Consider the following 20,981-nt stretch of genomic DNA (forward strand, 5'->3'; position numbering starts at 1 on the left):
TTATGAGCGCACCAACCGATCCGACCACCCGCCCCCACGACGGCTCCGCCACGCTCGTGGACCCGGAGCCCCTGCTGCACCTGCGGCACGTCGACACCGACATCGCGCTGCGTCGCGGCACCGTACGCGCCCTCGACGACGTCAGCCTGGAGATCCGGCCGGGCGAAACACTTGGCATCGTCGGCGAATCCGGCAGCGGCAAGACCATGACCGCGCTGTCGGTGATGGGACTGCTGCCCGCAGGCGGCGAGGTGGTCGGCGGGCAGATTCTCTTCGAGGGCCACGACCTGCGCGCACTCCCACCCGACGAGGTACGGCGCATCCGTGGCGTGCGGATGGGCATGGTCTTCCAGGACCCGCTCACCTCGCTCAACCCGACGATGCGCATCGGCACCCAGGTCGCCGAGCCACTCCGGGTCCACCAGGGGGTCGGCAAGGCGCAGGCGCGGGAACGCGCGATCGAGATGCTGCGCCGGGTCGGCATGCCCCGCCCCGACCGGATCGTCGACAACTACCCGCACGAACTCTCCGGTGGGATGCGGCAGCGCGTCGCCATCGCCATGGCCCTCATCTGCTCCCCGCGCCTGCTGATCGCCGACGAGCCCACCACCGCCCTCGACGTCACCACCCAGCGGCAGATCCTCGAACTCATCGACGACCTGCGCGAGGAGTTCGGGATGGCGGTCATCCTGGTCACGCACGACCTCGGCGTGATCGCCGGACGCGCCGACCGGGTCGCGGTGATGTACGCCGGCCGGGTGGTCGAGAACGCCGCCACCGCCGAACTGTTCCGCTCCCCCCGACACCGTTACACCGAGGCGCTGCTGGAGGCGCTGCCCGAATCGGCGATGCGCGACACCGACGGCAACGAACCGCTGTACAGCATTCCCGGCCTGCCGCCGGACCTGTCCCGGCCGCTGACCGGCTGCCGGTTCGCCCCGCGCTGCCGGTTCGTCTCGGCGGACTGCCGTACCACCGAGGTGACGCTCTCGACCGACGCCCACCAGCACGCCTGCCTGCACCCCGCCGCGACGCCGACCGTGACACCGGTGGCGGCGCCGGTGGTCCGCGAGGTCGCCGTACCGGTGGCGGCGCCGGTGGCAACCGAGGAGCCGATCCTCGCGGTCCGAGAGCTGGTCAAGAACTTCGAGGCGACCACCGGCGGGCTGCTGCGCCGGGTCACCGGGCAGGTCAGCGCGGTGGCCGGGGTGTCGTTCGAGGTCCGGGCCGGCGAGACGTTCGGTCTGGTGGGCGAATCCGGGTGCGGCAAGTCGACGGTGGGGCGGCTGGTCGTCGGCCTGGAGCAACCGAGCAGCGGGCAGATCGTCCTCGACGGCACCGACACCGCGACCCTGGACCGGCGTGAACGGCGTCGGATGCACCGGCAGGTCCAGTTGATGTTCCAGGACAGCTACGCGGCGATGAACCCACGGATGCGGGTCGACGCGATCCTCGCCGAGCCGTTGGAGATCCAGCAGGTCGGTGACGGGCCGGCGCGTCAGGCACGGATCGCCACCCTGCTCGACCAGGTCGGACTCTCCCGGCGGGTGCTGGAGCGTTACCCACACGAGTTCTCCGGTGGTCAACTGCAACGCATCGGCCTGGCCCGGTCACTGGCCCTGCAGCCCCGCCTGATCGTCGGCGACGAGCCGGTCAGCGCGCTCGACGTGTCGATCCAGGCGCAGGTGCTGAACCTGATGCGGGAACTGCAACGCGAACTGGGCCTGGCGTACGTGTTCATCAGCCACAACCTCTCCGTGGTCGACTACATGGCCGACCGGATCGGCGTCATGTACCTCGGCAAGCTCGTCGAGGTCGGCCCGGCCCACGATGTGGTACGGGCTGCCCGGCACCCGTACACGCAGGCGCTCATCGACGCCGTCCCCACCGCCACTACGGACCGTGCCGTACCGCGTGACAGCATCACCATCCGGGGTGAGCTGCCCAGCGCGCTCAACCCGCCCACCGGCTGCCGGTTCCGGACCCGGTGTCCGCTCGCCGAGGCCGTCTGCGAGACCGAGCCACCGCTCGCCGGCGACGTACACCAGGTCGCCTGTCACTTTCCGCTGCGCCCGGAGTCCGCTCGGGTCACGGCGGGTGCGAAGGTGGTCGGATGAGCGGGCCAGAGCTACCGACGACGGTCGAGATCTGCGTGGGGGACGTACCAAGCGCCCTGGTCGCGGAGGCCGCCGGTGCCGACCGGGTGGAGCTCTGCGCCGATCTCGGCCAGGGCGGGACCACCCCGAGCCTGGGCGCGGTCGCGGTCACGTTGCGACTGCTGCGCCGGGCCGGCGTACGCGTGATGGTCCGTCCCCGGGGCGGCGACTTCCGGGTGAGTGCGGCCGAGGAGCAGGTCATGCTCGCCGACATCGAGGCGATACGCGGCCTGCACAACCCGCACGACCTCGCCCTCGGGGTGGTGGTCGGGGCCGTCAACGAGCGGGGTGGGCTGGACCTGCCCGTCTTGCGTCGACTGGTCGAGGCGGCCGGGCCGATGCCGGTCACCATCCACAAGGCGTTCGACGAGATCGAGGATCAGTTCGGCGCGTTGGAGGAGATCATCTCCCTCGGCGCGGACGCGGTCCTCACCTCCGGCGCGGCACCGACCGCCCTGACCGGCGCGGAGCGCCTCGCCGCGCTGCGACGACAGGCGGCGGGGCGGTTGCGGGTGATCGCGGGCGGTGGCATCCGCGCGAACAACGTCCGGGAGGTGGTCGAGCGGACCGGGGCACGCGAGGTGCACCTGCGGGCACCCGTGGACCGCGATGGGCGTGAGGCCACCGACGGCGACCAGGTACGTCAGGTGGTCGCCGCAGTCCGTACAAGCTGATGGGTGTTACCCCCGCGTACCAGCGCCGCAGTGCCTTTGATCCTGGCTTGCTGGTACGCGGGGGCGTCGTCACTGGCGGGCTCGTACCTGAACTTCCGCCAGTGACAGCGGGTCGTTGCCCGACTCCAGCTGTACGCGGACGTAGCGGCCTGTCGGGCCGTCGAGATCGATCCTGGTGGGGCGCCCGGCCTGACCCGGCTGGTGGATGGCGGTCACGCCCGGTGCCGTCCGCGCCGCCTCAAGCGAGTCTCCGTTGATCGGGGAGTCGGACAGGAGCACCCAGTAATTCGTCAGGCGTTCGGCACAGCAGTCCGTTCGGGTCCAGATCGCAATCTCGTCGATGGCGTAGCTGCTGAGGAGATCCACCTGCCACCACGCCTGGTCGGATGCGTCAGCGGTGTGGGTGACGGATCCCGCGTGGTAGTTGCCGTCGGTGTTGCCGTCGACCGCGCGGCTGGCGACGCCGTCCCAGGCCACACTCTGCTGCGAGGCCGGCTTACCCAATGCCACGTTGGGGTCCTTCACCACGGAAGGATTCAACCCCTTGTCGTAGTGATTGTTCGCGACCCGGATGTCCGAGCTGCCGTGGAACACGAACAGCGGTGAGGTGTACGGCGGGTGACCTGGCCCGTCCAGCCGCCGGACGGTGTTTCTGGTGAAGCCGAACCCGGCGACGCTCTTGGCGTTGACGACGGTGACGTCGCCGATGTCGAACGTGTTGCTCTCGACCGAGATGTTGTGGTGCACCGGTTTTGCCGGGTCGATGAGCCGGTTGGTCGGCTCAACGAAGATGACCGGACCGGCGGGTCGGGTGAACGAGTTCTTGCGGATCGTGACGTCGGCAACGGGTCCGGACTCGTACCACTGGTAGGCGTCGGAGGAGATGTAGATGCTGGACATGGACATCGCGTCGAAGTGGTTGCCGGTTATCAGCACCGGCTTGCGGGTGGTGACCAGCACACCGCGGGTCGGCACGTTGCGGAAGACGTTGCCGGAAATGACGACGGACGGTGTGTAGGTGATGTTCTCCGCGACCGTGCCGCCGATCTCGACCGCGCCGGGGAGTGGCCGGTCGAAGGTGACGGTCATGGTGGTCAGCGGCTTGGTGTGGTCCATTCCGCTCGGCCCGTCCACTGCGGTGACCACCGCCCTCCCGCCATCGAGCGGGGACATCGTGAGCTTGTCGACGAGCTCCACCTCGTCACCGGGGTAGAACTGTGGGAAGCCCGCCGTCTCTCGGTGTTTGTAGGACAGAGTGAGGGTGTCCGGACCCGGTTTCCCGATAACCTCAAGGTAGGTGCCGTGGATGTTGATCGGGTCGTCGTGCGGGCCGTCGAAGACGTTCCGGGTGATCGTGACCTTGCCCTTGATGCCGGACATCTGGACGAAGTCGGCGAAGGACGCCGTCGTCCGGCCAGAGTCCGGGTCCGGCGCGAAGTTCACCTTGTCGATGGTGATGTCCTCGCTGAACTGGCCCACGACGCCGAAGGTCTGCAGGTAATGGGCGTTTATCGAGCGCATCGTGACGTTCTTCGACTCCCAGATGAACGCGCCCGGTTCCTCCCGCCCAATCAGCCGCATCTGGTAGACGAGCCCGGCATCCGACGGCGGTGTGGCGGTCGTGTAGTCGATGCGGATCCGGCGCCTCCCGAGGTCGGTGACCGTGGCGACGCCGGTGAACAGAGGGTTGTCGCCGCGCCAGGTCCGCTGCGCCGCCGGATCGTGGATCTGTGTGTACTCGAGCCCGTCGACGCCTGACCAGTACGGTTGCCCGGTGACCGGGCTCGTTTCGCCGAGCCAGGTGATGTGCGTTCCGCTTACCCGGTACGGGCTTCCGGCGGGGATCGACAGAATGCGGTAGGCGTGACCGTCGGACACGCCCACGCCGGCGACCGTGGCGTCGATGACCTTCGGCGCGGCGTAGTCGAAGGAGAAGTTCGTGAACGTCACGTTGGTCGAGCGGATTGACGCGAATGCCGTCTGCAGGCCGTGGTAGACGAGCTTCGCGCCGCGACCGTCGATGGTGACGTCGTGCATGTCCTCGACGAGCAGCCCGATCTTCTTGTCTCGGTACCGCTCGTCGGCGCCGACCGTGTTGGACACGTACAGCTCGCGCGTCTCGGCCTGCTCCGGGAACAGTTGGTAGGTGCCCTTCGCGAAGACGATCCTGACCGGGCGGCCGAGGGTCTTGGCGTGCCGCAGCGCCGCGGTGACCGCGGGCGCGGAGTCGGCCCGGCCGGTGGGGTCGGCCCCGAAGGCAGCTACCTTGACGATCACCGGCGATGCCTTCGGCGTGGCAGCCGGGCTGACGCCACCCCCAGCCAACGCGAGTGTCAGCCCAAGAACCACGATCCGAGACACAGTCCCTCCGAAGCACGTTAGTCCACGAAACATCCGATGAATGAGCGGAATGGCGAGAATCTTGTCGTCTTCGATCCCCTCACAGTCTGGATACATCGGATCTTTGTGTCAAGGTACGGGACAAGCTCCGTCCAACTTGCTGTTTCCGGCCACCCGGCTCGTCAGTCCCCAATCTGGACAGTAGGGTCACGAGTTGGAGTAGGTACAACGGCACCCAGATCTGCCGCCGTGGCGCCCCTGTTGGCGCAGGTCATGGCCGTGTGAGCAGCACACTCTGACTCACCTTCCTGAACCTGGTCGGGTGTGCACTCGGTCAGCCGAGGAGCAGGGAGGCGCCGAGCGCCACCATCACCACGGCGATCAGAGCGTCGAGCACGCGCCACGCGTTCGGCCGGGCCAATGCCGGTTGACAGGCCATCACCACTCGTGCCCGACTGAGCACTGGGGGTAGGCTGTTGATCAGTGCATCATGGACGGAGGTCTAGCTCTCCGCCCCCGTACCGGCCCGGCATCGCTCACCACGGGTGATTGGAGCAGGCCACGACCGATGACGCCGGCACCCCGAACGAGCCCTGCCCCACCCCAGGTCACGCCGCTGTCGATCCCCCCGTCGGAGGTCTGACGGATCCCCGTGTATCGAGGCGGGGTGTCAACTGTGTGGACCACGCCTGGCCGCCCGAACTCCATCCGGACAGCGACTGCGACCGGTGCGGCCTGACCTACGGCGGCTGGTCCCTCTAGTCGTGTACACGGCTGTCCGGCAGGTCGGGGCGACGGCGGGGATATGCATCCATTCGAGATTCGTTCGGCACCGTCGGGTGTCGGATGAGCCCTTCAGACTGAGGAGTGGTCGTAAGCCTCACTGAACGAGCAGGACCGCGGCAGTAGCAAGCTGCCGATGCGCCGCTCGTAGGTCCGCCGGGTCGACCCAGTCTCGCGCGGCGTCTCGTACGGCCTGGCCGAGGTGCCAAGCGGCGGAAGTAATTCGGTGCCAACCGAGCGCCCAGGCGGCGGCTGGGAGGCGACCGCGATCGGTGTTGGCGGCGGGGTCGCCACCGCTGGCGATGTATTCAGTGATCAGCCTTTCGAAGGTGTGCTGCTTGGGGGCGTCGCGGGTGCCGTACCAGGAGGCGAGATCGAGTAGTCCGGGCCCGGTGTGTGCGAGGGCGAGGTCGAGGAGGTGCCATCCCGCCTGCCCGATGTGAATGGCGCTGGGATGAAGCTCGCCATGACAGAGGCCGTACGGTGGCCTCTCCGTGTCGGCGGCGAGGCGTCGGGCGTCTGAGGCGAGGGCGGTGAGTGGGCGTTTGAGCTGTTCGGGATTGGTGATTCGTCCGGTGTTGTGAAGGTGGTCGACCAGTGCCAGGCATTGGCCGGGTAGGGCTTGCAGGGTGGATTGATTGACGGTGGGGAGCTCGGGAGCCGGACCGCCTTCGTGTAGACGAACGGCGGCGGTGGCTACGTCGGCACGGTGCGGGGGGCGACTGCTTTGCCCGAGATCGCTGATGATCATGGCGAGGACACCGTCGACAGTGGTGGCGGCACGGAGTGTGGGTACGGGGATGCGGCGTGCGGCAGCGATGGTGAGTGCCTGGGCCTCACGGGCGAAGGGGGCTTTGGCGTATTTGAGGACGACGGTCGCACCGTTGGCGAGGAGAACCCGTTCTACCCCGGACAGTCGCCATACCCGGATCGGTAGTCGTCGCGTCGGCGCGGGCAGACCTGCTGCCATGCAGAGATCGACGCATAGGCGATCGATGAGGTGGGAGTCCCACGAGCTGTCGCTCACCGTAGTGCGAGCCGTGCCGGGGCGGTGGCCTGGTCGAGGTGATCGAGCACGATGCCGAGCTGGTTGGTCATGGTTGGTGGCACATGCTCGGCGCTGGCGCGGTGGCACCGCCGGAAGTACGGCAGCAGGCGCAGCAGGCCGGGGCGAGCACCGAAGAAGGCGTCAATGTTGCCGGAGAGCACGGCGCGGCGCAGGAGGGACGTGAGAGCCACGATCTTGTCTGCGGTGGAGATCAGGAGTACTGGGTGGTCATCGACGGTGACCGGCGGGTCGGGGCTGTCGAGTGCGGCGTGTTCGACCTCAAGGGCACGGATGACCCGGGTCACCTCCGGGCCGTAGCGGCTGGTGAGGACTGCATCGAGATTGATGCCGGCTGGGGCGAACTCTGGGCTGTCGTGCAGCAGCGCGGCCGCGACCATGTCCGGTGCGACGTCTGGAACGTGACGGCCGAGAGTGACCGCGACCCGGACGGCGTGGGCGATCGCGGGCCGGTCGTCGATGATCCGACCGGCGCACCAGGTGCGGGCGTCTGCCATGGCCCGGTCGATCGTCGGGTGGCGTGGTGGGGATGGGACGGTCATCTGAGCGCCTCCGCCCTAGGATTGGTGCGTGGATGGTCCGCTGCCGTCGTGGCCTGACGACACGTGTGGGGTCTGCCCTGCACAGGTGCTCGGCCCAGGATGCTTCGACGTGGTGAGTCGTCCGGACCGTCAGTTCGCCTACGACCCGGCTGTCGGGTGGCGGGTGGGCCGGGGCGGGACGGCGGTGTGCGTGCATCCGTACCGGGTCGGCATGCCCCCGGGTGCGTACGCGTCGGCCGGTGTGCCGCTGCCGGACCTGAGTCTTCCCGCCCCGCCGCCGTCGCCAGAGGCGTTGGAACTGCCGACGGAGCGGGAAGACCTTGAGGGGTGGCTCGTCGCCACACTGCGCATGGCGAGCCAGGACCAGATCTTTACGGCCGTGGCGTGGGCCGAACGGGTCGCCACCCAACGGTTCGCCTCGGGCGATGTGGTTGCGGCCCTGCGCCGAGTGCTCTCGGTCGAGCTGGCCCGTCGCTAGCTGACGGCGCCGACGGGCTCCCGCCCGTCGGCCACGGTGTCGAAGTCGATGTTGTGGCTTCGTCCGTCGGCCCCGATCCCGACCTGCTGGTAGAGGCCGTTGAGGATGGCCAGCCGCCGATGGACATCGCCGCTGTCGAGCCAGTACCGCAGGGGCGGCTCGCCCCAACCGGCGGCGGCGTAGTAGTCGTCGGTGACGCAGCCCCGCGTGTAGGTGTAGGACTCCAGTTCGGTGGCGTGCGGGAAGAGCAGGCCGAGGTCCGTTTGCAGCTTGGTCATGAGCGTGAACTGCGCCAGGACGGCGTGGATCATCTCGTCCACCGGGTCGGGGACCAACAGCTCAGCGGCTTGCTCGTCGCCGCCGGTCAGGTCGTACACCGCGGCCTTGAGCGCCAGCACACGCAGCGCCTCAACCAGCAGCGGCCCGCCGTCGGCGGCCAGGTTCCAGTTGGAGATCGTGGGGTAGCCGGTGAACGTCGCCCAGCACGGGCTGTACTTCATCGACGCGTCGGTGAGGCGCGCGTAGGCGGGGTGCGCCTGCACGGCCTCCAGGATTTCCGCTGCCCGCTTGCCGACCGTCGTCGCTTCCAGATCGGTGGTCATGGCCGTCCTCCCTAGGGTTGGGATCGGGCGAGCCCGGTGGCCGAGCCCTCTCTGGCATCGGCCACCGCACCCGGTTACGACGTACCTTAGGTAACTGGCCAGGCCGAGAGACATGCCGATTGGAGCATGCGACGTATACCCGCTGCGCATACGGCCCGTGTAGCGTGTCCGTCACCGCCCGTTGGTCGTCCGACAGCGAGGAGCGATTCACGCCGTGACCTCATCTGCCGAGTACCGTTACTGCGGATGTGGCACCCGGCTGGCCCGCGACAACCCTGGCACCAGTTGCGCTGCCTGCGTCCGACAGGCCCATGACCGGCTCGCCCGCCCGCCGGTCGTGCCCGCCGAATTCTGGGAAACGGACCGCGTCCGGGACGCGGTACAGGAGCGCCACCTTGGCCACCTCATCGCGGCATACCGGCGCCATCCGTTCCACGGAGGCGTCATCCCACAGGCGACGGTCGCGGCGTGGGTCGGCCTTACCCAGCCGCAGCTCAGCCGCATCGAGAGCGGTCCGTCAATCCGCGACTTGGACCGCCTCGAACTCTGGGCACGTACGCTCGGCATGCCGACTCATCTGCGCTGGTTCCATGGCCCGTTCGCCGACCACGGTCCGGATTTCGACCCCGGCAGTGTGGGAAACTCCGCTTATGCTGCTGCGCCGCCCGATGCTCACGAGCCGGACTCCGCCGACATGAATCGCCGCGACATCCTGTCCCTGCTCAGCGTGGCCGCCGCCGCACTCAGCACCGGACAAGCCACAGCCCTGATCGACCCTCAGCGGCTCGACCCCAACCGCCTTACCGCTGATCTCTCCAGACGTGGTGATCCAGAGACGGTGGAGCATCTCGCGGCTCTCAACGACGGTCTATGGATCGACTTTCTTGCCGCGCCGGCCAAGGGCAAGTTGTTCCCCGACGTCCGAGCGCAGCTCGAACGGCTCACCACGGCCCTGCGCCACCCACAACCCGACACCGTTCACCAGCGACTGTGTGAGCTGACCGCCGACGCGTTCCAACTCGCCGGAGAGCTCTCATTCGATGCCAACCGCTATGCCAATGCGGCGCACTGCTACACCCTTGCCGCCACAGCAAGCCGGGAAGCCGGGGCAATGGACCTTTGGGCCTGCGCCATGACCCGACACGCGTACATCAGCGTCTTCGAGCAACGCTACGAGCTCGCCGTACCCCTGCTGGAATTGGCAGACGACCTGGCCTCCCGGGGCGACACCCACCTATCTACCCGGCACTGGGTCAACGCCGTCCACGCACAAGCCCTCGCCGGCGTCGGCGACCTGGACGGCTGCCAGCGCGCCCTTGAGACCGCAGAACAGGTCCACGCGCTCGGCGCCCGCCCACACAACGGCGGCTGGCTTCGCTTCGACGGCAGCCGGCTGGCAGAAGACCGCGCCGGCTGTTACGTCAGGCAGCGCCGCCCGGACCTAGCCGAACCGATCCTGACCGACGTACTAAGCAGCACCCCGCCCGGCCGGCGCCGCGGCGTCACGCTGGTTGACCTGGCGGCCGTCGGCGCGCTGCACCGGGATCCCCTACAACTCGTCACCCACGGCACCGCGGCGCTCGATATCGCCCGGCAGACCCGCTCCGGAGTCGTAGTCCGCAAGCTATGCAGCCTGCTCCCGTACCTCGCGGCTTACCCCACAGACCAGCACGTGCAGCACCTGGCCGCGCAGATTGCACAACTGAGCACGACAACGCCTTGATCATTCGGGACCGGCGACGAAAGGTACTCCAAGTGTCGATGGAAAACGGGCAAGTCTTCCGTGAGGCATGGATCGCAGGAGTCAGGAAGCACTACCCGGGCGAACCGAAGCCGGGTTACGTCATTCCGTGGGACGAAACACCAGACTGGGAACAGCGGAGCGCCGCGACCGTCTACGACCTGATCGCCGCCTTCATCCACGGCAGCGGCGGCGCGACCCGACAGCTAACCCGGACCCAGAAGGGCCAGTTCGTCGCGGTGTGCTGGGCCGCACAAATCCACCGCCACATCCCGAACCCGAAACCGTCGTACGTCGCGGCCTGGAACGACCTACCGAGCTGGCAGCAGGAGACCGACGCCGACATCTTCGAGCACATCGAGATCACCTCGGTACCACCTAGGTGAAGTAGCCACGATGGTCCCGCTGGCTGGGATCTGAGATTTAAGGGTTCCGTCTCACATTCGGCTCCGTCTCGCATTCGGTGATGACCATCGGTACGGCACCGCCGCACCCGCCATGATCGCTCGGGACTTGGTAGGCGAGGATGACTTCCTCTTTCTCGGCGGAGACGACGTCCTCCTGCGTTCCGACGGGGGATCCGACCTCGTCGACCTGGTGCGGCGCCGCGATGGTGCCGGTACACCTGACGCTATCGTGGCCGTTACCGTCGACGGCCGCGAGGCGTACAGGTACGGCATCCTCGCCACGACCGGCCGGAACAGATCTGACATCCTCGACGACATCGTCGAAAGGCCCTCGGACTACAACCAATCAATTGCCTATAAGCATCAGTCGCTGTCTTGCGTCTGCCGAGTTCTTCTGCTATCTCGACAAGCTCACCCCGAGTGCGGCCAACGGCGAATATCAGAATACGGATGCCTTGGTGGCCTACGGTCGCGACCACGATATTCTTGTCTCGCCTGTCGGTATGTGACCAGGGCGGATGTGTACCTGGTCAGCCGAGGAGCAGGGAGGCGCCGAGCGCCACCATCACCACGGCGATCAGAGCGTCGAGCGCGCGCCACGCGGTCGGCCGGGTCAGCGCGGGGGCGAGCCGTCCCGCCCCGGCGCCGAGTGCGGCGAACCAGACGGTGCTGGCCAGGACGGCTCCGCCGCCGAAGAGCCAGCGGTGTTCGTGCTGGTGGGCGACGGCTCCGAGCAGCAGCACCGTGTCCAGGTAGACGTGCGGGTTGAGGTACGTGATGGCGAGGCAGGTCAGCAGGGTCACGCCGAGTGCGGCCGGAGGCCGTTCGGTGGGGGTGAGCGCCGCCGGCCGTAGTGCCCGCCGGGCGGCGAGCACGGCGTAGCAGAGAAGGAACGCGGCACCGCCGTAGCGGATGATGTCGAGCAGGGTGGTGTGGTTGGCGATGGCCGCGCCGACGCCCGCGATGCCGACCGTGATCAGTAGCGCGTCCGAGACGGCGCAGACCACGACCACGGGCAGGACGTGTTCCCGGCGGAGCCCTTGGCGCAGGACGAACGCGTTCTGCGCGCCGATGGCGACGATCAGCGCGAGGGAGACCGAGAACCCGGCGACTGTGGAGGCGATCATGACGTGGTCGTGGGGGAGGAGGACATGCGCCGACGCTACGGTCGCGGGGAGCTTCGCTCCAGCTAATGATTCTTAGGCTTGATTAGGATTACTTAGGTGGCACTCGACTCCGTACAGCTCACCACCTTCGCGGCCGTCGTCAACGAGGGCAGCTTCGAGGCCGCAGCCCGTACGTTGCACGTCACCTCGTCGGCGGTGAGCCAACGGATCAAGGCGCTCGAACAGGTCGTCGGGCAGGTGCTGGTACGCCGTACCAAGCCGTGCGAGGCGACCGAGGCAGGGCAGGCGTTGCTCCGCCTGGCCGGTCAGGTCGCCCTCCTCGAACACGAGGCGCTGCGCGCCGCCCGTGGCTCCCTGGGCGGCGCCGAGGCCCGGACCAGGGTCGCGGTGGTGGTCAACGCCGACTCGCTCGCCACCTGGTTCCTCGCCGCCCTGACCGAGTTGCCACCGGGCTTCACGGTCACCTTCGATCTCCGAGAGGACGATCAGGACCACACCGCCGAACTGCTCCGGGACGGATCGGTGATGGCCGCGGTGACCGCGCAGAACGTACCCGTCCAGGGGTGTCGGGTGGAACGGCTCGGCGCCATGCGCTACCTCGCCGTCGCGGCGCCCCGGCTCGCCACCCGGCACTTCTCGGACGGACCGGCCCGCGACTCGTTCGCCGCCGCACCGATGATCGCTTTGAACCGCAAGGACACCCTCCAGCACCGTTTCCTGAACCGGGTCACCCGGCGACGGCTCGACCCGCCACTGCACCACGTCCCATCCGCCTGGGGTTTCGTCGAGGCGGTCCGGCTCGGCCTCGGTTGGGGGCTGGTGCCGGAGCAGATCGCCCGTGACGACATCACCGCCGGCCGCTGCGTGGAGATCGCCCCCGGCCGACACCTCGACGTGCCGCTCTACTGGCAGCACTGGCGGCTGGACTCGGTCATCCTCAACGCGCTGACCAGCGCCGTACAGACCGCCGCCAGGTCTGCCCTGCGCTGAGTGCCCTGCTCGGCCCCGTACGGGCGATCATCCTCACCCAGTTGGAGTCGCCGAAGACCACCACCCAACTGGACGTACGGTGCTCTACCAGCGCACCAGCGGGGGCGAGCAACTGGTCGAGATGAGACCGCACTGACCGCCTCGCCGGCCGTTGACGTCATTCCCCGTAACCGTAGCCGGGACCGGTCTCCAATTCGTGTCGCAGGAGACTGTAGAGGTACAGGTCGCACCATTGTCCGTCCCGGAACTGCGTGGATCGAAGTACGCCGTCCCGGGTGAATCCGACCTTTTCCAGCGCCCGCTGTTCGGCCTTGTTCTGCACGTCGGTGTATGCCTCGATCCGTTCGGCTGGAGTCGTGCCGAACAGATAGCGGACGAGTTGTGACTGCGCCGCGGTGCCGAGGCCCCGGTGCCGATACTCGGGCAGCAGTGAGATCCCGATGTTCCAGCACCACCAGGTCGGAAGCCCGTACGTCACCCTGCTCCAGGCGACGTCACCGATTATGGTGCCGCCGTTCGACACGACGAGTCGTCCGGCGTCCGGGCCCAGTAAGCCGTTCTGGTCGAATTGGCGGCGCGCGTGTGTCGGATCCTTGTATCCGGACCAGTTGAAAGAGCCCACGGCCTCTGGGTCGACCGCCTGTCGTTCGAATAGCCAGAGGTCGTCGGCGCGTGTGGGTCGCAGTTGAACGTCGGAATCGTCCACGGGGGTGAGCCTAGACGCGTGGCAGGCTCCGACCGCCTCGGCGCGGCGGGGCGTGCCGGGTCAGTGGCGCCGGAGTTCGACGTACTCGCGCGAGTTGTAGTGGTGGAACACCTGGTACGCGTCGGTGAACGCCGTGTCGGCCCGGTCGATGTCGCCGCGCGCCCGGTACACCAGGGACAGGTCGTACCGGGTACGTGCCCGCCACAGTGGTGCCTGCACCCGGTCCCACAGCGACAGCGAGGCATCCAGCGACGCCTCCGCCAACCCGAGCTGCCCGGTCGCCAGGTAGAGCTGACCGAGTACGCGCAGCGCGACTCCCTGCCCCCAGCGGTCGCCCGCCTCCCGCGCCACCGACAGCGCCCACTCCAGCCGGGGCAGCGCCGCGTCGGCCCGCCCCATCCGCAGTTCGGTGGTGGCGTGGGCGCGTACGGCGTACGAGTGCATCAGTTCGTTGCCGAGTTCGTGGAAGATCTCGGCCGACTCGGCGCAGGCCCGTAACGCCTGCTCGTAGTCGCCTCGGGCGCGGTGGTAGAGGCCGAGGCTGCGTAACGTGTACGCGACCCCACGCCGGCTGCCGGTCCGCCGGTAGGCCCGCAACGACACCTCGAAGTTGGCGAGCGCCATCGCGAAGTCGCCCTGTTCCAGCAGCACCGAGCCGCGTACGCGGTGCACGTACCCGATGCCGACCGCGTCGTCGAGATCCCGCAACAGTGGTACGGCCTGGTTGAGGAAGTGCAGCGCCTCGGCCAGGTAGCCGGGCTCCCGGCAGGCGAGTCCCAGTCCGGCCAGGGCGGCGGTCTGACCGGGGACGTCGCCGAGCACACGGAACCGGCTCAGCGCCTCGCCGAAGTACCGCCGGGACTCGTCGTACCGGTCCTCGGCGTAGCGCAGTTGGGCCAGTTCGGCCAGCATCCTCGCCTCACCGTCGAGGTTGCCGGCCCGTTCGGCGGCCTCAAGGGCGGCGGTGACGATCCGGGACCAGAGCTCGAACCGGTTGGCGCCCTCCAACTGCAACGCCATCCTGGCCGAGACGAAGTCGCAGGCGAGTTCGTGCAGGCCGACCGCTGCCGCCCGTTCGACGCCGATCACCAGTACCGGTTCCTCGCGCTGGAGCCAGCCGCTCGCGTCGGCGAGCACCCGTTGGGCGAACTCCTCGGCGATCGGCAGCCCGGGGCCGGGTGGCCTGCGCCAGACCACCTCGGCCGGAGGGAAGGTGGTGGTGATGCGGTCGATCATGGTCCGCCACCCGCCGACCGCCCGGGAGATGGCGTCCCGCAGCACCTCGGGCCGCTCCTCGGCATCGGCCCGCTCACGGGCGTAGAGGCGGACCAGGTCGTGCAGGCGGTAGCGCAGCACCCCGGTCTGGTCGACCCCGGTGAACTCGACCAGATGCGCGTCCACCAGCACCTCCAGCATCCGTTCCGCGAGAGAGACGGAGGTGGCGAGCAGGAAGCTCAGCACCCAGGCGTCGAACTTCGGGAGGCCGAAGAAGCCCAGGTGCCGCAGGGCGGTGCGGGCCGACGGGTCCAGTGCCCGATAGCTCAGGGAGATGCTGGACCGGACCGCGAGGTCGCCGGCGGCGAGTTCGTCGAGGCGCTGTCGTTCGTCGGTGAGGCGTTCGGCGAGCACCCGCAGTGGCAGGTGCCGACGGGTTGCCAGCCGCGCGCCGGCGATCCGGATCGCCAACGGCAGGTTCTCGCAGGCGGCCAGGATGCGTCGGGCCGATTCGGCGTCACCGTCGGCCCGGGCGGCGCCGACGATGCGGGTGAGCAGCGTCCATGCCTCGTCGTCGGTGAGAACTTCGACCTCGGTCAGGGCCGCGCCGGCCAGCCCGGCGAGCCGGTCCCGTGAGGTGATCAGGGCCGCGCACCTCGGGCCGGCCGGAAGCAGGGGCCGGACCTGCTGCTCGTCGGCGGCGTCGTCGAAGAGGACGAGCAGGCGCCGGTCGGCGACCAGACTGCGGTACAGCTCGGTCCGCTCACGGGTCGAGTCCGGCAGGTGGGTCGGGTTGACGCCGAGCGACCTCAGGAAACCGGCGAGCACCTCGTCGGGGGTTGCCGGCGTCTCGGTCATGCCCCGCATCTCGGCGTAGAGCTGACCGTCCGGGAACGACTCCGCCACCTGCCGGGTGACCCAGGCGGCCAGGGCGGACTTGCCGCTGCCGCCCTGGCCGGCCAGGACGTGGGTGCCGGGGGTCGCGGTCCGCAGCGCGTCGGCGAGCGTGGTACGTACCGCCTCGCGTCCGGTGAAGTCGGAGGGGCCGAGCGGCACCTGCGCCGGGACGACTGCCGGGGGTCGGGGTTCCCGAGCCGGTTGGCTGGTCTCAAGCAGGTCGCCGCCGCCGCGCAGGATCGCGCTGTGCAGGTCCCGCAGCCGCCGCCCCGGCTCCACCCCCAGTTCATCGACGAGGGCCGAGCGGCCCTCTCGATAGCAGGCGAGCGCGTCGGTCTGGCGTCCCAGCCGGTACAGCGTCACCATCAACTGTCCGCGTAGGCGTTCGTTGGTGGGATGCCGCGTCACCAGGCCGGTCAGCTCGGCGAGGTGGTCGAGTCGGCCCATGCCCAGTTCGATCTCGAAGCGTTCGGCCAGCGCGGTCAGCAGCAGTTCGTCGAGTCGGCGGGCCTCCGCCTCCAGGGGGGAGTTCCCCAGTCCCGACAGGGCCGGTCCGTGGCTGAGGCCGACCGCCCGGTGGAGCAGGCCGGATGCGCCCGCGAGGTCGCCCCGCGCGACCTGTTCCCTCGCCCTGTCGACGAGGTCGGCCAGGAGGTCGGCGTCGACGGTCGCGCCGTCGAGTCGGGCCAGGTAGCCGGGGGACTCGGTGCCGATCACCTCGGGGTGCCCGTGCCGGGCGAACGACTTGCGCAGCGTGGAGATGTAGGTCTGGATCAGCGCGCGGGCCCGCTCCGGAGGGTTTTCCGGCCAGACCACGTCGACCAGGCGGTTTGCTGGCACGACCCGTCCCCGTTCGAGCACCAGTGCCGCGAAGAGCGCCCGGGGTTTGCTGCCCCCCAGCGGTATCGGCTCATCCGCGGAGTAGGCCGCGACCGGGCCGAGGAGTCGGACCTGCAGCACGACGACCTCCAGCCACTACGCCACCCGACACCCTTGGATCGTAGTGGCCGTGGTTCGGCCGGCTCGCGGGTCGAGGTGACGACGGGGCTGTCCGGAGCGGTCGGATCAGCCCTCGACCGGCCCGTACGGGGCGTGGTTGGCGTGCGTCAGGTATGCCCAGTAGCGGTCGCCGTACGACCAGTGCCACCACTCGCTCGGGTAGTTCACCAGCCCCGCGGTGCGCAGTGCGGTGGCGAGCCGGTCCCGGTTGGTACGCGCCTCGGCGGAGATGTCTGCCGAGTCGGTGTGACAGGTGTCGGTGTCGGTGTCGTTCACCTCCGTACCCATCCAGACCTCCTCGCCGTCGACCGTGCAGAGGGTCAGGTCCACGGCGGCTCCGGCCACGTGTGGCGCGACCTCCGGTGGGGAGATGTAACGGCTGGCCTGGTGCCAGAGTGTCGACTCGTCGGCGTCGGGCGTCCGGTCCCGTAGCCGCTGGACGTGTGCCTCGAAGTACTGCCGCTGGGTCCGCATCGGGCGGTGGCCCTCGACGACGAGGAGCCTGAACCCGGGCGGCAGCATGGTCTGTGCCATCACCAGGCGGTCCACCACCCCGACCCGCAGGTGTGCGTACCTACCGTCCGGGTCGGCGAGCCGTTGGTCGATCCGCAACGCTGCCACGTTGCGTAGATCCACCAATGGCTCGCCGGACTCTCGTACCGGAGTCGCCATCACCGCTGGATCGGACAGCAGCACCATGCCCACGTTCAGCACCCATTCCCGACGATGCGTGTCCGCCCCAGTTCGGACGGCGACTCCCCCCGATGGGACGAGCGTGCCGGATCCCGCTCCAATTTCTCTTCAACTCGTGGTTGTGGCGATAACCTGTGCGGCCAGCCGGTCGATGTTGTCGAGCGTCGCCGACCGGCCGCCCCCGGCCTCGACCATCAGCAGCAGGTGGCGTACGCCGGTGGTCGCCGCGGCCTCGGCGAGTCGTTCGCGGCAGTAGGCTGCGGCGCCGACCGGGTGGATCTGGAGCAGCCGCTCGACGTACCGCCGGTGATCCCGTCCACCGGTCGGGGTGCCGTCGATCCGGACGTACTCGTCCACGCCGCCGAGCAGTGCGGGCAGGTGTGTCCGGACGGCGGCACGGGCGTCGTCGTCGGTGTCGGCGACGTACGCGAGGTGTGCACTGGCGTGCTCCACCGTCGACGGATCGTGGCCGTGTTCCTCGGCGACGCGGGCGTAGTGCCCGAGCAGCTCGACCTTTTCGGTGTTGTCGGCGTGCAGCCCGAGCAGGAGCGGGAGGCCGTGCCGGGCGGCCAGGTCGACGGTGTGGGCGGAGGTGGCCGCGATCCAGGTCGGGACCGGTCGGCGGGGGCGGGGGACCACCCGGACCGGGCGGAACGGGAAGCGGTCGGTCCCGGCCACCTCCTCGGCGCCGGAGAGCCAGGCCACGAGCAGGTCGACCGATTCGGCGAAGCCGTTCGCGTAGCGGTCCAGTCCGGTGCCGAAGACCTCCAGGTCCACCCAGGGGCCGCCGCGTCCGACGCCCAACGCGAACCGCCCGCCGCCGAGTTCGTCGAGGAGCACCGCTTCCTCGGCTAGCGCCACCGGGTGCCGGTTGGAGAGCACACAGGCCGCCGTCCCCACCGTGATCCGGTTGGTGGCGCCGAGCAGGTGGGCGGCGAAGGTCAGCGCGGAGGGGCAGATGCCGTACGAGATGAAGTGGTGTTCGGCGATCCACACTCCGGCGTAGTTCGCGGTCTCGGCGGCGAGCGCGTAGTGCCGGGCGGCCTCCAGGGTCTGGGCGTGGGTGGTGCCGGGGTACTGCCCGGCGAGCAGGAACAGGTGTGCCTGTGGGGGAGACATGGTCCTCCTCGCTGGTACGGGACTCGACCCGACCTATCGGACATGGTTGTCGTTATCGATCGTGTTCGCAACGTCCCCCCACGCCGCGTGTCGGGCGGCTAGCTGTCCGCCGGGGGGATCGGGAAGTTGCGGTTGAAGATGTTCTCGGGGTCGTAGGCGGCCTTGACCTCGCGCAGCCGACCGAGGGTCGGTTCGGGGAAGGCGTCGAGCAGGCGTTCCGGATCGGTGTCGGCCTCGAAGCTGAGGTACATGCCGTCGAGTTGCCCGTACAGGTCGGCCCAGAGCTTGTCGAGTGCTGCCCGTCGTTCCGCGACGGTGGCGGCGAGCAGGGAGAAGTTCTGGGTCCGGTGCGGGTACGCGGTGGCGTCGCGGGGAAGGTCGTTGACGGCGCCGCCGACCGACCGGAACTGGACCGTCATCACGTCCCCGGAGCGGATCATGGCCGCCACCGCGCCCGCTGCCTCCGGTGTGATGTGGTGCAGCAGACCACTGTGTACGTCATCCAGTCCCTGTCCGTGGTGCCGGTGGTGCGGGGCGGCGACGATCGCCGGGTACGGCACCAACTGCGCCTGCTGCTGGAGGATCGGCCCGATCTCCAGGAACGGGCTGAGCGCCTCCTGCGCCGCGTCCACGTCGTCGCCGGCGTAGACGAGGGTGACCTGGGCCATCGGAGGGCTCTGCTGCCGTGCGGGAAAGACCATGAGGAAGCTGGTGAGTTCGCGCGGCGCGTCCTCGACGAGTCGCCCCCACCGTTGCAGCATCCCGGCGGTGTCGGTCGCGTCGACCAGAAGCTGGGCGTACGCCACGTCGCCGACCTCGTACGCTTCGAGTTCCAACGCGGTGACCACGCCGAAGTTGCCGCCGGCGCCACGGATCGCCCAGAACAGGTCGCTGTGGTGTTCCGCGTCGACCCGGAGCAGCCTGCCGTCGGCGACGACGATCTCGGCGGCCACGACGTGGTCGATGGTCAGCCCGAACCTGCGGGCCAGGTAGCCGATCCCGCCGGTGGTGGCGAGCCCGCCGACGCCCACGTCGCCGTAGTCGCCGGAACTCATCGCCAGGCCGTGCGGGGCGAGCGCCTGGGCGACCTCTCCCCAGCGCGCACCGGGTTCGAGACGGATCCGGCGGGTCGCGCGGTCGAGCACCTCGATCTTGTTCATTCTCGACAGGTCGACGACGATGCCGCCGTCGTTGGTCGAGCGACCGCTGATGCCGTGGCCACCGCTGCGCACTGACAGGGGTACGTCCTGTGTCCGCGCGTACGCCAGCGCCTCGGCCACCTCCGTGGCGTTGCCGGGCCGGATCACCACCGCAGGTGTTCCCTGGTGGCTGTAGGTGTGCCGGACCCGGTCGTACTCCGGGTCCCCGGGCTCGACCGCCTTGGCCGCGAGCGACGCCGGCAGCGCGTCGTAGTCGAGGCCGGGCTGGCGTTGGGCCAGGGCCACGGTCGCCCGCGCCGGTCCGGTGGTGGGGGCACGCGTGCCACGTTCCCGGTCGACGGCCTCGCGCAACGCGGGCGCCACCTCCTGGCCGAACGTCTGGATGATGCGCGGGTCGTCGCGTCCGACGAGGAAGGCGCTGAATCCCTCATCGAGCACCAGGGGCAGCAGTTGTTCGACCCACTGCTCCGGCGGCCCCTGGAACAGGCCCCGGTTGGTGGGGGAGAAGTCGACCTGGAGGAGGTTGAGCAGGCGGCGGATCTGACGGGGATCACGCCCCGCGACGGTCGCGGCGTCGTCGATCATGCGGTTGGCGGTGACCCGGTCGGGTGACTTCAGGAACTCCAGGGTCGGTAGCCATCCGTCGGCCTTGGCGCCGGTCAGCGCCAGCATCCGAGGCTTGTACGCACCCAGCCAGATGCCGATGTCGTGGGCGGGTGCCGGGCCTCGTCGCATCCCCGGCACCGGGTAGTGGCCGTCGCGCAGCCGCAACGGCCCCCGCGTCGAGGTGTCCCAGGCGCCGCGAAGTATGTCGATCGCCTCGTTCAACGCCTCGACGCTCTGACCGGGGGTCAGGCGACGGCCTCCCATGCCCTCGATCGCATCCCAGAACGCGCCCGCGCCGAGTCCCAGCTCGAACCGACCGTGCGAGAGCAGGTCGAGGCTGGCGGCGGCCCGGGCGATCATCGCCGGTGGGCGCAACGGCAGGTTGAGCACGTTCGCCGAGACGCGGATCCGTTCGGTTCGCGCGGCGACCCAGCTCAGCAGGGTCCAGGTGTCGAGGAACTCCGCGTTGTACGGGTGGTCCTGAAACGTCGCCAGATCCAGTCCGGCGGACTCGGTCAACTCGGCCAGCGCCACGACCCGGTCGGGGTCGTTCGCGCTCGGCGTGACAAACGTCCCGAACAGGAGTTCGTGGCCGTAGTCGGGCATGCCCTTCTCCTTGCCTCACGATCGTTGGTGCGACATGAATTCTAGGCAGCAAATGATTTGCTCGACAACACATG

General features: G+C 69.1%; 16 protein-coding genes. 6 read left to right on the top strand and 10 right to left on the bottom strand.

Annotated elements, in window-relative coordinates; genetic code table 11:
• Positions 1 to 2: 2 nt before the first annotated feature.
• The gene (locus ACIBF5_RS18560; protein ID WP_396813108.1) at positions 3 to 2,117 is read left to right on the top strand and encodes a dipeptide ABC transporter ATP-binding protein; all 2,115 of its coding nucleotides are present in this window, start codon (positions 3 to 5) and stop codon (positions 2,115 to 2,117) included.
• The gene (locus ACIBF5_RS18565) at positions 2,114 to 2,830 is read left to right on the top strand and encodes a copper homeostasis protein CutC (protein ID WP_396813110.1); all 717 of its coding nucleotides are present in this window, start codon (positions 2,114 to 2,116) and stop codon (positions 2,828 to 2,830) included. Before ACIBF5_RS18560 ends, ACIBF5_RS18565 begins: the two co-directional genes overlap by 4 nt.
• Positions 2,831 to 2,899: 69 nt before the next feature.
• Here ACIBF5_RS18565 and ACIBF5_RS18570 read toward each other — a convergent pair whose 3' ends face one another.
• From ACIBF5_RS18570 to ACIBF5_RS18580, 3 genes are all read right to left on the bottom strand, one after another.
• On the bottom strand, positions 2,900 to 5,107 hold the full coding sequence (locus ACIBF5_RS18570; RefSeq protein ID WP_396813112.1) for a discoidin domain-containing protein: 2,208 nt from the start codon (positions 5,105 to 5,107) through the stop codon (positions 2,900 to 2,902).
• A 943-nt stretch (positions 5,108 to 6,050) separates the two neighbouring features.
• The gene (locus ACIBF5_RS18575; RefSeq protein ID WP_396813114.1) at positions 6,051 to 6,923 is read right to left on the bottom strand and encodes a hypothetical protein; all 873 of its coding nucleotides are present in this window, start codon (positions 6,921 to 6,923) and stop codon (positions 6,051 to 6,053) included.
• 53 nt (positions 6,924 to 6,976) lie between these two features.
• On the bottom strand, positions 6,977 to 7,561 hold the full coding sequence (locus tag ACIBF5_RS18580) for a metal-dependent phosphohydrolase (RefSeq protein WP_396813116.1): 585 nt from the start codon (positions 7,559 to 7,561) through the stop codon (positions 6,977 to 6,979).
• A gap of 112 nt (positions 7,562 to 7,673) precedes the next feature.
• Between ACIBF5_RS18580 and ACIBF5_RS18585 the strand changes: the two genes are divergently transcribed.
• The gene (locus tag ACIBF5_RS18585) at positions 7,674 to 8,039 is read left to right on the top strand and encodes a hypothetical protein (protein ID WP_396813118.1); all 366 of its coding nucleotides are present in this window, start codon (positions 7,674 to 7,676) and stop codon (positions 8,037 to 8,039) included.
• Here ACIBF5_RS18585 and ACIBF5_RS18590 read toward each other — a convergent pair.
• Positions 8,036 to 8,641: a hypothetical protein gene (locus ACIBF5_RS18590; protein ID WP_396813120.1), complete on the bottom strand. Its 606-nt coding sequence runs from the start codon at positions 8,639 to 8,641 to the stop codon at positions 8,036 to 8,038. The genes ACIBF5_RS18585 and ACIBF5_RS18590 overlap by 4 nt on opposite strands.
• A 214-nt stretch (positions 8,642 to 8,855) precedes the next feature.
• Between ACIBF5_RS18590 and ACIBF5_RS18595 the strand changes: the two genes are divergently transcribed.
• Together ACIBF5_RS18595 and ACIBF5_RS18600 are read left to right on the top strand one after the other, a co-directional pair.
• Positions 8,856 to 10,364, top strand: a complete 1,509-nt coding sequence (locus ACIBF5_RS18595) for a helix-turn-helix domain-containing protein (RefSeq protein WP_396813122.1) — start codon at positions 8,856 to 8,858, stop codon at positions 10,362 to 10,364.
• Positions 10,365 to 10,396: 32 nt separating this feature from the next.
• Positions 10,397 to 10,768 (top strand): hypothetical protein, encoded by a 372-nt coding sequence (locus ACIBF5_RS18600; protein WP_396813124.1) that lies wholly within the window; start codon positions 10,397 to 10,399, stop codon positions 10,766 to 10,768.
• Positions 10,769 to 11,319: 551 nt separating this feature from the next.
• Here ACIBF5_RS18600 and ACIBF5_RS18605 read toward each other — a convergent pair.
• Positions 11,320 to 11,916: a LysE/ArgO family amino acid transporter gene (locus tag ACIBF5_RS18605; RefSeq protein ID WP_396813126.1), complete on the bottom strand. Its 597-nt coding sequence runs from the start codon at positions 11,914 to 11,916 to the stop codon at positions 11,320 to 11,322.
• A gap of 96 nt (positions 11,917 to 12,012) precedes the next feature.
• Between ACIBF5_RS18605 and ACIBF5_RS18610 the strand changes: the two genes are divergently transcribed.
• Positions 12,013 to 12,906, top strand: a complete 894-nt coding sequence (locus ACIBF5_RS18610) for a LysR family transcriptional regulator ArgP (RefSeq protein ID WP_396813128.1) — start codon at positions 12,013 to 12,015, stop codon at positions 12,904 to 12,906.
• Between the two features lie 157 nt (positions 12,907 to 13,063).
• Here the strand turns inward: ACIBF5_RS18610 and ACIBF5_RS18615 are convergent, their stop codons facing one another.
• From ACIBF5_RS18615 to ACIBF5_RS18635, 5 genes are all read right to left on the bottom strand, one after another.
• Positions 13,064 to 13,612 carry a GNAT family N-acetyltransferase gene (locus ACIBF5_RS18615; RefSeq protein WP_396813130.1) on the bottom strand — a complete coding sequence of 183 codons (549 nt, stop codon included), beginning with the start codon at positions 13,610 to 13,612 and terminating at the stop codon, positions 13,064 to 13,066.
• A 60-nt stretch (positions 13,613 to 13,672) separates the two neighbouring features.
• On the bottom strand, positions 13,673 to 16,684 hold the full coding sequence (locus ACIBF5_RS18620; RefSeq protein ID WP_396813132.1) for a BTAD domain-containing putative transcriptional regulator: 3,012 nt from the start codon (positions 16,682 to 16,684) through the stop codon (positions 13,673 to 13,675).
• A gap of 105 nt (positions 16,685 to 16,789) precedes the next feature.
• Positions 16,790 to 17,437: a M15 family metallopeptidase gene (locus ACIBF5_RS18625; RefSeq protein WP_396813134.1), complete on the bottom strand. Its 648-nt coding sequence runs from the start codon at positions 17,435 to 17,437 to the stop codon at positions 16,790 to 16,792.
• Between the two features lie 87 nt (positions 17,438 to 17,524).
• Positions 17,525 to 18,535 carry an LLM class flavin-dependent oxidoreductase gene (locus ACIBF5_RS18630; RefSeq protein WP_396813136.1) on the bottom strand — a complete coding sequence of 337 codons (1,011 nt, stop codon included), beginning with the start codon at positions 18,533 to 18,535 and terminating at the stop codon, positions 17,525 to 17,527.
• A 98-nt stretch (positions 18,536 to 18,633) separates the two neighbouring features.
• A complete protein-coding gene (locus ACIBF5_RS18635; protein ID WP_396813138.1) occupies positions 18,634 to 20,907 on the bottom strand; it encodes an LLM class flavin-dependent oxidoreductase in 2,274 nt (757 codons plus the stop codon).
• Positions 20,908 to 20,981: the final 74 nt, after the last annotated feature.

Source organism: Micromonospora sp. NPDC050417 (assembly GCF_044458865.1).
Classification (GTDB): domain Bacteria; phylum Actinomycetota; class Actinomycetes; order Mycobacteriales; family Micromonosporaceae; genus Micromonospora_G.

Excerpts from the sequence above, each read along its gene's own strand:
- ACIBF5_RS18635 (WP_396813138.1), bottom strand. The coding sequence starts at position 20,907 with ATGCCCGACTACGGCCACGAACTCCTGTTCGGGACGTTTGTCACGCCG.
- ACIBF5_RS18560 (WP_396813108.1), top strand. The coding sequence starts at position 3 with ATGAGCGCACCAACCGATCCGACCACCCGCCCCCACGACGGCTCCGCC.
- ACIBF5_RS18630 (WP_396813136.1), bottom strand. The coding sequence starts at position 18,535 with ATGTCTCCCCCACAGGCACACCTGTTCCTGCTCGCCGGGCAGTACCCC.
- ACIBF5_RS18565 (WP_396813110.1), top strand. The coding sequence starts at position 2,114 with ATGAGCGGGCCAGAGCTACCGACGACGGTCGAGATCTGCGTGGGGGAC.
- ACIBF5_RS18575 (WP_396813114.1), bottom strand. The coding sequence starts at position 6,923 with ATGGCAGCAGGTCTGCCCGCGCCGACGCGACGACTACCGATCCGGGTA.
- ACIBF5_RS18590 (WP_396813120.1), bottom strand. The coding sequence starts at position 8,641 with ATGACCACCGATCTGGAAGCGACGACGGTCGGCAAGCGGGCAGCGGAA.
- ACIBF5_RS18605 (WP_396813126.1), bottom strand. The coding sequence starts at position 11,916 with ATGATCGCCTCCACAGTCGCCGGGTTCTCGGTCTCCCTCGCGCTGATC.
- ACIBF5_RS18580 (WP_396813116.1), bottom strand. The coding sequence starts at position 7,561 with ATGACCGTCCCATCCCCACCACGCCACCCGACGATCGACCGGGCCATG.